Below are 14,146 nucleotides of genomic sequence, written 5' to 3'. Positions count from 1 at the left end.
ATTTGAAAGAGAGGGCAAAGGATGAAATCGACTTTGATAAAATGGACCTCTGTTTTATTGTCAATCGTACTTATCACGACTGCAATGGGAACAATTTTTACTTATCCTATGATTGGCAGGGCAACTGGATCGAATGAAATAGGGGAGGAGTCACCTATTATTAGAGACCTAACCAAAGCAAATACGAATCTATCAGGCTGGCAAGTTAAAGGAAAAGGCACAATAGAAGACACAGAACAGGGACTGTTGCTCACTTCAGAACCTAAAGAAAATGTCATGGCGATATCGGGTGTTACATCTGAAGATTTTATTTATGAAGCAGATGTAAAAATCATCGACAAGAACGCAGACGCCACTTTAGTATTTCGATCGAATGAAGATGGCTGGGACTCGTACATGCTGCAAATCGTGCCAAATGCGGGGATTATTCGTCTTCGTGATGCTCGTGATGAGTCGAGATTAAAAGTCGAACACCAAGTGAACCTGCAAGAAGGAGGGATCTATCATCTGAAGGTAAAGGCGGTTGGTGATCATCTCCAAGTTTATTGGGGGGATCATTATGCTCCTGTCATTGATGTTCATAACAATCTATATAAGAAGGGATTACTTGGTCTTAACGTATGGGATGGATCTGCCTTATTCCAAAATGTAAACGTTAGCAAACTATCTAGCAATCTAGGCTCTTCTCAATATAAGGAAGGAAGCTGGGAACCAAACATCAAAGGGTTGAAGGGAATTGCCGTTGATGGGGGGAAAGCTAAACAAATCTATACTAAGAGTGAAAGCGACTTTGTTCTTGAAGGAAATATATCATTTGACCAAGATCTAGCGGAAGCTGGCCTTTTATTTCGTACAAATGAGCAAGGAACTACGGGTTATCAAGCGGTACTTATCAAAGAAGGAAACTCGGTCAAAGCTCAATTGGAGAAAGCCGACGGTACTGTACTTAAAACATCAGACCGCACTTATAAAACTCAAGAAGGTACTATACACCATCTTGAAATTATCACAAACGGCAATCAAATTGAACTTTATGTTGATGGGTATACGGATGCAGCAGTAAATGCGACGGATACGAGTTACAGCACAGGCTTTGCTGGTTTTACCGTTGTATCAGGGACTGCATACTTCCAAGATACTTATCTTGTTCCAGCATCAAGCTATTATACGGAAAAATATCGGCCAGATTATCATTATACTCCGGCTCGTGGATCTGTAAGTGATCCGAATGGACTCGTTTATTACGAAGGGGAATATCACTTATTCCATCAAGATGGAGGAACTTGGGCTCATGCAGTAAGTAAAGATTTGATAAATTGGAAGCGCCTTCCTATTGCGTTGCCATGGAATGATTACGGACATGTATGGTCTGGTTCTGCCATAGCAGATGTAACAAATGCCTCCGGTTTATTTACTAATGCTGGTGGTAAAGGGCTGATTGCCTACTATACTTCATTTAACCCAGATGGACCTAATGGGAATCAGCGGGTTGGTCTTGCCTATAGTACCGATCAAGGGCGTACCTGGAAATATTCAACAGAGCACCCCATCGTTATCGAGAATCCGGGTAAGAATGGTGACGATCTCGGCGGGTGGGATTTCCGTGATCCAAAGGTGGTCCGAGATGAGACAAACAATCGGTGGATTATGGTTGTATCTGGAGGAGACCACATTCGCTTCTTTACTTCAACTAACTTAATAGATTGGAAGCTTACCGATAATTTTGGTTATGGAGATTATGTTCGGGGTGGTGTTTGGGAATGTCCTGATCTCTTCGAACTTCCGGTAGACGGTACAGGGGAGAAGAAATGGGTTCTGATGATCAGTACAGGAGCCAATCCGAAGACACAAGGATCCGATGCGGAGTATTTTATTGGTAATCTAACAGCTGAGGGAAGATTTATTAATGATAATCCAGCGGGTGCGGTACTAAAAACGGATTACGGGAAGGAGTTCTATGCGTCGACGTCCTTTGCCAATATGCCTGATAACCGCCGTGTAATGTTGGCGTGGATGACCAACTGGGATTATCCATTTGCTTTCCCAACGACGGGCTGGAAGGGAGAACTGACGATTCCGAGAGAAGTAAGATTGGTGAAAACTGTTGATGGAATCAGACTTGCACAAGCACCGATTAAAGAGCTGCAGTCCATTCGCAGTACTCTATTTCAGGCGCAAAATAAGGTAGTCAATTCGACCAATGCTTCCAACTTATTGAAGGGAATCTCCTCAGGAGCCTTCGAAATAGAAGTAGAGGTCGAAATCCCTGCTGACAGTAAGACAAGCGAATTTGGATTTCATGTTCGTGAAGGAGCTGGCCAAAAAACGGTTGTTGGGTATAAAACAGAGGAGAATCAATTATTTGTTGATCGTGCCGAGTCAGGAGAGACTGATTTCTCCAGCCTTTTTTCTACTTTACATGAAGCTCCTTTAAAACCAAATAATAAACGTATTAAAATGAATATATTTGTAGATGAATCTTCGATTGAAGTATTTGCTAATGATGGAAAAGTAGTTTTTTCAGATGTCATTTTCCCTGATCCATCAAGTCGAAGCATGAACTTCTACACAAAGGGTGGAGAGGTGAATGTTTTATCCTTAAAAGTCCATTCGCTATCCAATACTTGGAGGCCATACGGTGATGAGGGTACCAGTATTGTTATGGATTCAAATCAAAAAGAGATGAATATTGGTGATTCTCTTACTTTATTTGCTTCCGTGAAAAATGGAAAAGGAAAGGGAACTAAGCAAATTGAGTGGAAATCGAGTAATCCGAATGTAGTGAAGGTTGCCTCTGCAGCTAACTCCAAAGCCGTGCTTAAAGCAGGAAGCAAAGGTGAAGCGACCATTACCGCCTATCTACCAAATGGAAAAGCTTCTGCAAGTGTTGTGGTAAGAGTCTACGATGGTGAATTTTATACGAATCTGACTGGATGGAAATCAGATCTGTCTTCCTCCCACTGGACCATCACCGAAAATGGAATTCGTGGTACGTATACAAGTGATGCCAACTATATGGCCAAGGAAACAGCGGGAGACTTTACGTATGAAACAGATATGATGCTGGGACAATCAGGAGGAGCAGGTTCTATTCTTTTCCGGGCAAGTGAAGACGGAAGAAGTGGTTATTACCTCAACCTTGATCCGAATATGAAGGCTTTTCGTCTATTTTACAAGATTGACGGTGGCTTTGAGGACCGTATGGTCATAGCGAAAGTCCCTGCCTTCATTCAACCTGGAAAAACGTATAAGGTGAAAATCGAGGCAAAAGGTCCTCACATCCAGATACATGTAGATAGCCAGAAAATTATCGATTTACAGGATGGGACCTATGCAGAAGGCCATTTTGGTTTAAACGTATTTGGAGGTCAAGCTTCCTATCAGAATGTCAATGTCAGTAATCTGTCAGAAGCAAACTTAACCGTTACAAGCTTTACAAATATAGCAACAGGCAAAGCGATTTATACTGCTAAGTCTCAGAACGGTGAGCCTGTGACAATAACTGATGCTGACAAAGCTACAGATTGGACTTTAATTCCAACTGGTGACGAATATGGTTCTTATTCGATACGTACTGAGGGCGGCAGGGCACTTGACCTTGATACGGGGCAAAATAAAATTCAGCTCTATAATTATCTAGGCTATAACAATCAGCGCTGGATTCTTACAAAAAATGAGAATGGAACTGTAACCATTACATCTGTTCATAACGGGAGGGCACTTGAAATATCCGAAGAGGGGTTGTTGACACTAAACGATCGGAATCCAGATTTGGAGCGCCAGCAGTGGACCCTTTCATCTGCAATTAGATAAAGTTCCAAAAGAAAAGCATTCGAAGTGCGTACCGCACGGAATGCTTTTTTCTTTTGTGTTCGTAGTAAGCTTGATACAAAAATAGCAAAATAGTATATGTTTTCATTAGATGGTCTATGTTTTATTATCTTTATACGATATAAGATAAGTTTATGATTTTAAGCGCTTTCTTTATAGGGATAGTAAGATACGGATGATGAAAATAGGATTGGGGAGGAATAGAACATGACAAAAAAATTACGCGTTGCCATCATTGGGTGCGGTGGAATTGCAAAGGGAAAGCACTTGCCAAGCTTGGCAAAGCTTTCACAGATTGAAATGGTGGCTTTCTGTGATATTGAAGAGGATCGTGCTGTTGAGGCAGCTTCAAAATATGGAATCGAAGATTCTGCGATCTATGTGGATTATCAAGAACTGTTAAATGACGAGACCATCGATGTAGTCCATGTATGTACTCCTAATGACTCTCATGCCGATATCACCGTCGCGGCATTGGAAGCGGACAAACATGTAATGTGCGAAAAACCGATGGCCAAAACAGCAGCAGATGCTAGAAGAATGGTAGAGGCAGCCAAGCGGACTGGGAAGAAATTAACGATCGGCTACCAAAACCGTTTCCGTACTGACAGTCAATATCTGCAAAAGGTATGCGAACGAGGAGATCTAGGAGAGATTTATTATGCGAAGGCCCATGCGATTCGCCGTCGTGCGGTGCCAACATGGGGAGTATTCCTTGATGAAGAGAAGCAAGGCGGAGGCCCGTTAATCGATATTGGAACGCACGCGCTCGATTTAACCCTGTGGATGATGAACAACTATAAGCCCAAAGCAGTTTTAGGAAGTACATTCCATAAGCTTGGGCAGAAGAAAGATGCAGCAAATGCCTGGGGATCATGGGATCCAGAGAAGTTTAAGGTAGAGGATTCAGCCTTCGGTTATATTACGATGGAAAATGGTGCCACTATCATGCTTGAATCGAGCTGGGCCATTAATATGCTGCAGACAGGAGAAGCCAAATGTACGCTGTGCGGGACTGAAGGCGGAGCAGATATGTGGGATGGCCTTCGCATCAATGGGGAAGATTTCAGCAAGTTGTATACAAATCACATCAATTTAGATGCAAAAGGTGTTGATTTTTATGACGGGGAAACGGAGGGTGCAGCCGAACTAGAGGCAAGACTGTGGATTGAAAGTATCTTAAATGATACCGAGCCGGTCGTAAAACCTGAAGAGGCACTAGTAGTCACTGAAATTTTAGAAGCTATCTATAAATCGGCGCAAACTGGAGAAGCCGTTTATTTTAATAAATAAACAAGCAGCTGGAAGGAACTCTTACAACCCATTTTTAAAATCAGTAGCAAGAAGAATATTCAAAATTAGTAGAATGGTAATTAATAGAAAATGACCCTGGTTTGTTTGTTATCAAACTGGGGTCATTTTCTTTTATTACTAGCTAGATTTAAAGCAAGAAAATATTTTTTAGAAATCTATAAATTTTCTGGAAATATGTATTGAAATTGGAAGGATAATCTATTAAAGTAAAAATGTAATCGCTTACTGAAATCGATTACAACTAGAGAGAATATCTTTTAAAAGGAGGGAAAAGGGGGGATTTTGTTTGGCAACAATTGCCGATGTAGCAAAAAGAGCAGGGCTTTCAAGAGCTACCGTTTCAAGGGTGCTTAACAACCATCCAAATGTTACAGAAGATAAGAAAAGGTTAGTCCGTGAAGCAATGGAGTCGTTAAAGTATGTTCCAAATACAACTGCTCAGCGTCTCCGGAACCAAAGAACAGACACCATTGCCATACTAGTTCCAGTCCTTACAAATCCATTTTTCGCCTATTTGCTGGAAGCGATGGATATGGTAGCAACTAAGAACCATCTTCAGTTACTTATTTGCCAAACGAGGTATAGCAAACAGAAGGAAATGGATTTTCTAGAGCTATTAAGAACAAAACAAGTAGATGGTTTAATCTTAACTTCCTATGAAAACGAGTGGAAACAAATTGAGCCATATTCAGCGTTTGGCCCCATGGTCTTATGCAATGAATATGAAAGAAACACAAAGGTGCCAATCATTCGTATGGATCAATTTGAGGCTAGCTACATAGGAACACGGCACTTGATTGAACAAGGCCATACAAGAATTGCATGTACCTGTGGCGATAAAAGTAATTTAGCAAAAGATAGACAGGCCGGGTACAGGAAAGCACTTGAAGAAACAGGAATTTCGGTTCAAGAGGACTGGATCTTCTCTAATGTATTCGACATCGAAGACGGTAAAAGGGTATTAAGAACGATTATGAATTTAAAAGAAGCACCTACAGCCGTTTTTACAGGGAGTGACCAGGTGGCAGCCGGAATGATTATGGCAGCCAAGGCGTTAGGTAAAAATGTTCCTGATGATATCGCCATCATTGGTTTTGATGACCAGCCGATTGCCAGGGTGGTAGAGCCGGCTCTCACAACGATTAGACAACCAATCGAAGAACTTGGAAAGACAGCAATGGAAGTAATGATTGATTTCATTGCCTTTAAGAAAGAAGTCAACCACCAGGAGATTCTATTACCCTATGATTTGGTAATTAGAGATTCAACTATGTCAAAATTGAAATCGATTTCAATATAGGGGGAATAACATTGAAAAAGTCGAAAAAAGCAAAACTTCTAGCCGTATTTGCTACATTATCCTTGGCACTTGCTGCCTGTAGTTCCGATCAAACCAGCACAAAGGAAAAGCCAGCTGGCGACAAAACAAAGACAGCTACTGAGCAAAAAGTAAAAATTGTCTATGCACGCGGGAAGGATGTAACTAAGGGAACTGAAAAAGTGGTGGAGGCTTTTGAAGCAACACACCCAAATATTGATATTGAGTTCCGAGAAATGCCCTCTGATACCGGAAAGCAGCATGATGCATATATAACGGCTTTTAATGCAAAGTCTTCTGAAATTGATGTTATCGATATGGACGTAATTTGGCCTGCGGAATTTGCTCAGGCGGGCTATGTGCTTCCACTTGACCGTTTTATCCAGCAGGATGGAATTGACCTAAATGAATATAACCAAGGAGCTCTTGGTGCAGCTCAGTTTAACGGGAAACAATGGGCTCTTCCTAAATTTGTTGATGCAGGTCTACTATACTATCGAAAAGACTTAGTTAAAGAAGACGAAGTTCCAAAAACATGGGATGAGTTATTGGCAAAAGCAAAAGACAAGAAGGGACAAGGCAACACAAAATTTGGTTATGTTTTTCAATCGAAACAATACGAAGGACTTGTGTGTAATGCTGTAGAATTTGTCGCCTCATATGGCGGAGCGTTTATCGATAAAAATGGGAACGTAGCCGTGAATAGTCCAGAAGCCATCAAAGGTTTAAAGAAATTAGTTGAAGTGGCCAAGTCTGATGTAGTACCTGGTAATGTCACAACCTTTACTGAGGTTGAATCAGACCAAGCCTTTATTGAAGGACAAACAGTATTCTTACGTAACTGGCCATATGAATATGCTAGTGCAAATGACAAAGAGAAGTCCAAGATTGTAGGTCAGGTAGGTGTTGCTCCGCTTCCAGCAGGTGACAAAGGATCTGCTGCGGCACTAGGTGGTTGGATGGCTGGTATCAATAAGTATTCAAAGCATCCGAAAGAAGCTTGGGAATTCTTAAAGTTCATGGCGGGAGCTGAGGGTCAAAAGATTGATGCAATCTACGGTGGACATGCTCCAACCATTACAAAGCTATACCAAGATCAAGAGATTCTTAATGCGAACCCAACTTTTGCTGATAAAGGCTTCGTAGATGGTTTAAGTGCAGCCGTTTCTCGACCAGTCGCTCCGAATTATCCAGAAATTTCAGAGATCATTCAAATTAATATTTCAAAAGCAATTGCAGGGGAACAAACTGTTGAACAAGCAGCTCAAAATATGGAAAAAGAAATGAAGGCAGCCCTTAATAAATAATATTTAAAAGCCAGGATTAGCCTTCTCCTTGAGGGGCTAATCCGTTTAAATCCCTAAAAAAGGAGGGGTTAACGTGAAAAATAGTGCCCTTAAAGTAGAAACAGATGACTATAAAGCATCGGTTAGAAGGACTTCTATTACCCCGAAGAAGAAAAGAAAAAAACTCTTTACTGAGAAAACGGCCGGGTATTATCTTGTGGCACCTGCTATGATTTTAATCTTCCTCATTGCCATTTGGCCCGTCTTGCAATCCTTTTATTTCAGTTTATTTGATTTAAGATTAAACAATCCCACTAAATCGGAAGTCCATTTAAGTTATAATCTTGACCTAGAACGATATCTGAATAACTATCCTTTTTTAATCGGAACCATTGACACTGAAATTAAGAGTGGGAATGGCGCCGAGGAGCTTCAATCCATAAAAGACAAACTGCAATCATTAGATAAGAAGATTCGCAGCAGATCTGAAATCAGCACAAAATATGATTCCGTAAACGATAAGTTAATGAATTTTGAACAGGTGAACTCTGAGCTTAGCATCGCAAAAATTGATAAAAAATTGGCTAAAGAATATGAAAATACTTCTGAAATTATTAATAATAAAATGAAGAAATTGTCCTTCAATGTTAAGTTCACTCAAGAAAAGAAACTCCTGGGTTTAGCAGCAGGATATGGAGATGCGCTTATTCAGCCTAATTTTATTGGTTTGCAACATTACAAAGATAATTTAACAGCTAGCAGAATGTGGAAGGCGATTGGAAATACTACTACATTTACGATTATCTCTGTCTTAGTAGAGCTTGTTCTTGGACTAGCGATTGCCCTTTTGATTAATAAGGCTTTCATTGGACGCGGGCTTATTAGGGCGAGCATTCTGATTCCTTGGGCCATTCCGACCGCCGTCTCCGCCCTTATGTGGAAGTTTTTATATGATGGGCAAAATGGCATTGTCGCCAAAATTTTTGCAGATATCGGGTTGGTGGATAAGATGGAAAAACTTCTTGTAACTGACACCGGTGCCATGTTTTCAGTCATCTTTTCTGATGTCTGGAAGACCACTCCATACATGTCTTTGCTGTTATTGGCCGGGCTTCAAACCATTCCAGACTCACTTTATGAAGCAGCTTCCATTGATGGTGCAGGTAAATGGAAGCAATTTATCAAAATTACATTGCCTTTGTTAAAGTCAAGCATACTTGTTGCACTGCTATTTAGAACACTTGACGCTTTTCGCGTTTTTGACTTAATTTACGTTCTAACCGGCGGCGGTCCAGCTAACTCTACTGAAACCATTTCTATCCTCGCTTATAAGGTGATGTTTTCTCAAACTAATTTTGGTGACGGTTCTGCCCTTTCTGTCATTGTATTTATATGCGTAGCCATTATTTCAATGATTTATATCAAGTTTTTGGGCAGAGATTTACTAAATGACAGATAAGGGAATTCGACAGTACACCATTTTTTAGGGGGGAATCTTAACATGCAGAAAAAAGCAAGCCCATTCTTTTATGTGTTTCTTATCGTGTTTGTATTTGTTGTAATGTTTCCATTTTTATGGATGCTGATTAGTTCAATAAAACCAGCTACTGAATTGTTCGGGGACAAGGCATTTACTCCCTACACCTCCCATCCGACAATGGAAAATTATAAATCCGTTTTCTTTGATCATCCGTTTTTAAGATATTTATGGAATAGTACGGTGGTTTCAACTATTACAACTGTGTATGCCGTTACAGTTGCGTCATTTGCTGCTTATGCCATTGCGAGGCTTCAATTTAAAGGAAAAACTTTTATTCTTGGGATTGTACTATCTGTCTCTATGTTTCCACAAATCGCAACCATTACACCAATCTATATCTTTTTAAAGAACCTTGGACTCACCAATTCCTATTTAGGATTGATTATTCCTTATTCAACCTTTACGCTGCCGTTGTCTATTTGGATATTAGTAACCTTTTTCCGCAAAATACCGCTAGATCTTGAAGAGGCGGCAAAAATAGACGGAGCTACTTTAATGCAAACTTTTTGGAAGGTCATCATGCCGCTTGCTGTACCAGGAATATTTACAACCGCTATCCTTGTTTTTATTGCAGCATGGAATGAGTTCTTTTTTGCCCTTACCATCAATACAGATGATAAGTATAAGACGGTGCCGATTGGGATTGCAATGTTTCAGGGGCAATTTACCATTCCATGGGGTGAGATTGCAGCTGCTACAGTTGTTGTAAGTGTTCCACTGGTTATTATGGTGCTAATCTTTCAACGAAGAATTGTATCCGGTTTAACCTCGGGTTCAGTTAAAGAATAATAGCAAAATAGTTCATCTTTTAACTATATAATCTATGTTTTAATTCACATATTCATAATAAGATGGAATCAAATAAGAAATGTTTTTATAAGTTTATGAAAATACCAAAAATGCCTGTAGGAGAATAGGTGCAAAAAAGGAGAAAATAAGATGACGAATAAAAACTATCATTTAGTTATTGTTGGTTATGGTGGTATGGGGAGCTATCATGCAAAGCTATTAAAAGACAACCAAAACATTGAGGTCGTTGGAACCTATGACATATCTGAGGATAGAAGAACAGCTTCTTTAGCAGAAGGCTACAAGGTCTATGAAAGTTTATCTGCTGTTTTGTCTGACGATGTTGTTGATTTTGTTCTAATTGCTACCCCTAATGATGTACATAAAGAAATTGCCATCGCAGCTTTGAACGCAGGTAAGGATGTAATTTGTGAAAAGCCGGTGACTATTTACAGTGAAGAGTTGCTTGAGATTATGGAAGCGGCAAAAATTAATGACCGTGCCTTTATTGTCCACCAGAACCGCAGGTGGGATGAAGACTTCCTAACGATGAAAAAGATTTACGACGAACAGATCATCGGAGAAGTTTTTCATATCGAATCACGGGTTCAAGGAGCAAATGGTATTCCTGGAGACTGGCGTCACTTGAAAGAATATGGCGGTGGGATGCTTCTTGACTGGGGTGTCCATTTATTAGATCAGCTCTTATTTATGGTTGATAGCAAGATTACGAGTGTCTTTGCTAATTTAAGTTACATTTTGGGGGACGAGGTAGATGATGGATTTCAGGTGTTTATTACATTTGAAAACGGTATCACTTCATTGATAGAGGTTGGAACAACCAACTTCATTCAACTTCCGCGTTGGTATACAAAAGGAACCAAAGGTACAGTAGTCATTAACGATTGGGATATTAATGGTAAAATTGTCACTCAGACTCTGGGCGAAGTAGAAGCCCCTAAACCGATTAAAGCTGGACAGGGCTTAACGAAGACAATGGCACCTCCGTCTGAAAAAGCTGTGAGTACATCTGATTTACCTAAAGTAGAAAAAACAATGGAAAGCTTTTATGAAAATGTTGTTTCAGTAGTCGCAGGGAATGCCGAACCAATCGTGAAAAACGAGGAAGTTTTACGTGTCCTACGATTAATGGAAACGATTTTTAAATCAGCCGAAACTAACCAAGTCATTAAAGACTTTGATCTTGTACCTTCAAAATTGAATTAAGTTAGTTAATAAGAAATGGAAAGGGCTAGAAAACTGGTGTATTCTAGTCCTTTTCAAAAGATAAGAAAGTATAAATTTCGCCTTCGAGAATTGTCCAGCTCCAGGCGCCATCGGCTCGAGGTCACAAGCTTATCCAGTTGCGGCTCCTTGGGACGCAAGTCTAAGCCACCCCCTGAAGAAGGAAAAAACGCCTTCTTACAGAGTGCGTCTTAGCCTAGAGTCCCAGAACAGTCGCCTCCACATTTAGATCAATCCGTCCAAAAGGTTAAAGAACAACCTTTCAGCCGGCTCGTCTTGTGCTTGTCGCCGAAGTCTAAGCGCCTTGCGCTTTTCTTATATATTATTCAAGCCGGCGGTACATACCAGGAGCAACACCATACTTCTTTTTAAACACTCTATGAAAATAGGGATAGGTGCCAAAACCACAGTCTTCAGCGATTTGTTCGAGTGTTAGTGCAGTGTACTTCATCCGTTCAAGGGCAGCGGATAAGCGGATTTCCTGAGTGTATTCCATGATGGTTTTTCCCACACTGCTTTTAAAAAGATGAACCGACCGGGAGACACTCAGTCCTGAATGGCGTGCTACATCCTCAACTTTAAACTGAGTTGTCGCATGCTCCTCAATGTACCTCATCATCCGTGTAACTGGATATGGATAATGAAAGGAAGGGACTGTTTCACTGACAGCACGTTCAAGCGTTAAACAAAGTGCCCGGACCAGATAGTCTGCAAGTTCCTCATTCTGATTGGAACCAGGACGCCTTTTTTCAATTATAATCTGACGCCATAGGAGCAGCAGTTTTTCATCCAGTTCAATACGGGAAACGGGAGGCTTAGCGGAACGGTTCCACCATTCGTCGAGCCAGGCTCCCTCGCATCCGATGTGATAGTCTCCGCTAATTTGCCCTTCATTGACAAGTAGTTCGTAATGATCGCCTGGTTTAATTAGAAGGAGATCCCCCTTCTTAAGTTCCATTTTGGTTCCTTTTACGACTACCTCGCATAGCCCTTCTGTTTGTAGTCGAAAAAGATAGGATGGGTATCCGGATTTATGTTGGGAGTGATATCCCTTTGTATGATAGGAATAGCCGCAAAAAAGTATGTTTGTGGTCATAATTTTCCTCTTCGAAAAAGATAGCAGAATAGTAGATGTTTTAATTATATCATCTATGTTTAGTAGTAGAAATAAAATATAAGATGTAATCAAATAAGCTAGGTTTCTAGAAATGGAGGACTAAGGATGAGAAAAATTCCAGTAGCGGTACAAATGTTCACATTAAGGGAAGAAAGTGCAAAAGATTTTGCAGGTACCCTAAAAAAAGTGGCAGAGCTTGGCTTTGATGGTGTTGAACTTGCTGGTTACCATGGATTAACTCCGATGGAAATAAAAGAGTTATTAGATGAGCTTGGACTTAAAACAGCTGCCTGTCATGTGCCGCTTGACCAGTTAGAAAACAATCTGGCACAGGTCATTGAAGATCAAAAGATATTAGGAAGTAAGTATGTTGTTTGTCCATATTTAATGCCAGATAGACGCAGTGAAAGTGACTACATAGCCCTTATTTCGTTTTTAGAACATGCGGGTGAGATTTGTCGTCAAGAAGGGATTTCCCTTTGCTATCATAATCACGATTTTGAACTTGAGCGCTTATCTGATGGCAGAATGGCACTTGAAGCGATTTTTGAAGAAACAAACCCTGACATGGTAAAAGCAGAGCTTGATGTGTACTGGCTGACTAAAGCGGGCCAAAAGCCGGCAGAGTGGATAGAACGATATCAAAATCGAACACCGTTAATTCACTTGAAAGATATGACGACCGATGAAGAACAATTCTTCGCTGAACTTGGCACAGGCGGCGTTGACCTAGAAGCTGTGCTTAATAAGGGCGAACAAGTTGATATTCAATGGTGGGTTGTAGAGCAGGATGCTAGCCGGCGTACACCACTTGAAAGTATTGAAATTAGTATCAATTATTTGAAAACAAAGCTTCCGCGTCTCTAGTAAATAATTTTGTTCAATATTTTTCACCCTATTTGTCAATGTAAGCAGTTTCAATTATTCTGGTATTCTCTAAAATAATAGATAAAGTGAACAACGAGAAGGAGTGTCCAAACATGTTGAACGTAACTGTATGGAATGAAAACCGTCATGAACAAAAAGATCCAGTCGTAAGGGATATTTATCCCAAAGGTATCCATGGAGCCATCGCTGAATTCCTTAAGTCTGAAGGCTTTGATACAAGAACAGCTACTCTTGATGAGCCCGAACATGGTTTGACGGATGATGTTTTAAATAACACAGATGTATTAGTTTGGTGGGGGCATGTCGCTCATAGTGAAGTAAACGATGAAATCGTTGAGAAGGTCCGCCAGCGCGTCCTTGATGGAATGGGGCTAATCGTCCTTCACTCCGGGCATTTTTCGAAAATTTTTAAGACCTTAATGGGAACAAGCTGTGATTTAAAATGGCGCGAAGCGGGCGAAAAGGAACGCCTTTGGGTCGTAAGTCCGAGTCATCCAATTACAGAAGGAATCCCTGAATATATCGAGTTAGAGCATGAGGAAATGTACGGGGAGCATTTTGATATCCCGCAGCCAGATGAACTAATTTTCACTAGCTGGTTTGAAGGCGGCGAAGTATTCCGCAGCGGTTGTACATACAAGCGCGGAAACGGAAAAGTATTTTATTTCAGACCAGGTCATGAAACCTATCCTACCTATCATAATCAACAAATTCAGCGAGTGATTATTAACGCTGTTAAATGGGCGCAGCCAGTTAAACGAGAACGGCCGGTATACGGAAATGCTAAACCACTAGAGGAAATTAAGGGAGGAAACTAA

Annotated in this window: 10 protein-coding genes; 9 read left to right on the top strand and 1 reads right to left on the bottom strand. The window is 40.6% G+C overall.

Annotation, left to right across the window (positions count from 1 at the left end; translation table 11 throughout):
- Positions 1 to 21: 21 nt before the first annotated feature.
- The 7 genes from AAHB15_RS06260 to AAHB15_RS06230 all read left to right on the top strand — a co-directional run bounded on the left by AAHB15_RS06260 (position 22) and on the right by AAHB15_RS06230 (position 11,305).
- Entirely contained in the window at positions 22 to 3,813 is a 3,792-nt protein-coding gene (locus AAHB15_RS06260) for a GH32 C-terminal domain-containing protein (RefSeq protein ID WP_335573027.1), read from the top strand.
- A gap of 225 nt (positions 3,814 to 4,038) precedes the next feature.
- Positions 4,039 to 5,124, top strand: a complete 1,086-nt coding sequence (locus tag AAHB15_RS06255) for a Gfo/Idh/MocA family protein (RefSeq protein WP_335573026.1) — start codon at positions 4,039 to 4,041, stop codon at positions 5,122 to 5,124.
- A 307-nt stretch (positions 5,125 to 5,431) separates the two neighbouring features.
- A complete protein-coding gene (locus tag AAHB15_RS06250) occupies positions 5,432 to 6,445 on the top strand; it encodes a LacI family DNA-binding transcriptional regulator (protein WP_342042001.1) in 1,014 nt (337 codons plus the stop codon).
- An 11-nt stretch (positions 6,446 to 6,456) separates the two neighbouring features.
- The gene (locus tag AAHB15_RS06245; RefSeq protein WP_446715845.1) at positions 6,457 to 7,770 is read left to right on the top strand and encodes an ABC transporter substrate-binding protein; all 1,314 of its coding nucleotides are present in this window, start codon (positions 6,457 to 6,459) and stop codon (positions 7,768 to 7,770) included.
- A 208-nt stretch (positions 7,771 to 7,978) separates the two neighbouring features.
- Entirely contained in the window at positions 7,979 to 9,208 is a 1,230-nt protein-coding gene (locus AAHB15_RS06240) for a carbohydrate ABC transporter permease (protein WP_335573039.1), read from the top strand.
- Between the two features lie 42 nt (positions 9,209 to 9,250).
- Positions 9,251 to 10,078 carry a carbohydrate ABC transporter permease gene (locus tag AAHB15_RS06235; protein WP_098530819.1) on the top strand — a complete coding sequence of 276 codons (828 nt, stop codon included), beginning with the start codon at positions 9,251 to 9,253 and terminating at the stop codon, positions 10,076 to 10,078.
- A gap of 150 nt (positions 10,079 to 10,228) precedes the next feature.
- Positions 10,229 to 11,305: a Gfo/Idh/MocA family protein gene (locus AAHB15_RS06230; protein ID WP_335573024.1), complete on the top strand. Its 1,077-nt coding sequence runs from the start codon at positions 10,229 to 10,231 to the stop codon at positions 11,303 to 11,305.
- A 340-nt stretch (positions 11,306 to 11,645) separates the two neighbouring features.
- Here the strand turns inward: AAHB15_RS06230 and AAHB15_RS06225 are convergent, their stop codons facing one another.
- Positions 11,646 to 12,419, bottom strand: a complete 774-nt coding sequence (locus AAHB15_RS06225) for an AraC family transcriptional regulator (protein ID WP_335573023.1) — start codon at positions 12,417 to 12,419, stop codon at positions 11,646 to 11,648.
- Between the two features lie 126 nt (positions 12,420 to 12,545).
- Here AAHB15_RS06225 and AAHB15_RS06220 point away from each other — a divergent pair, with 126 nt between their 5' ends.
- Together AAHB15_RS06220 and AAHB15_RS06215 are read left to right on the top strand one after the other, a co-directional pair.
- Entirely contained in the window at positions 12,546 to 13,307 is a 762-nt protein-coding gene (locus AAHB15_RS06220) for a sugar phosphate isomerase/epimerase family protein (RefSeq protein ID WP_335573022.1), read from the top strand.
- Positions 13,308 to 13,420: 113 nt separating this feature from the next.
- Positions 13,421 to 14,146: a ThuA domain-containing protein gene (locus AAHB15_RS06215; RefSeq protein ID WP_342042000.1), complete on the top strand. Its 726-nt coding sequence runs from the start codon at positions 13,421 to 13,423 to the stop codon at positions 14,144 to 14,146.

Source organism: Bacillus sp. OTU2372 (assembly GCF_038440275.1).
Lineage (GTDB): Bacteria > Bacillota > Bacilli > Bacillales > Cytobacillaceae > Neobacillus > Neobacillus bataviensis_B.
Note: the sequence above shows the minus strand (reverse complement) of the source record. Positions and strands in the feature narration are given on the sequence as shown.

What these genes read in the sequence shown, in the direction of transcription:
- AAHB15_RS06260 (WP_335573027.1), top strand. Translation starts at nt 22, where the DNA reads ATGAAATCGACTTTGATAAAATGGACCTCTGTTTTATTGTCAATCGTA.
- AAHB15_RS06255 (WP_335573026.1), top strand. Translation starts at nt 4,039, where the DNA reads ATGACAAAAAAATTACGCGTTGCCATCATTGGGTGCGGTGGAATTGCA.
- AAHB15_RS06240 (WP_335573039.1), top strand. Translation starts at nt 7,979, where the DNA reads ATGATTTTAATCTTCCTCATTGCCATTTGGCCCGTCTTGCAATCCTTT.
- AAHB15_RS06235 (WP_098530819.1), top strand. Translation starts at nt 9,251, where the DNA reads ATGCAGAAAAAAGCAAGCCCATTCTTTTATGTGTTTCTTATCGTGTTT.
- AAHB15_RS06230 (WP_335573024.1), top strand. Translation starts at nt 10,229, where the DNA reads ATGACGAATAAAAACTATCATTTAGTTATTGTTGGTTATGGTGGTATG.
- AAHB15_RS06225 (WP_335573023.1), bottom strand. Translation starts at nt 12,419, where the DNA reads ATGACCACAAACATACTTTTTTGCGGCTATTCCTATCATACAAAGGGA.
- AAHB15_RS06220 (WP_335573022.1), top strand. Translation starts at nt 12,546, where the DNA reads ATGAGAAAAATTCCAGTAGCGGTACAAATGTTCACATTAAGGGAAGAA.
- AAHB15_RS06215 (WP_342042000.1), top strand. Translation starts at nt 13,421, where the DNA reads ATGTTGAACGTAACTGTATGGAATGAAAACCGTCATGAACAAAAAGAT.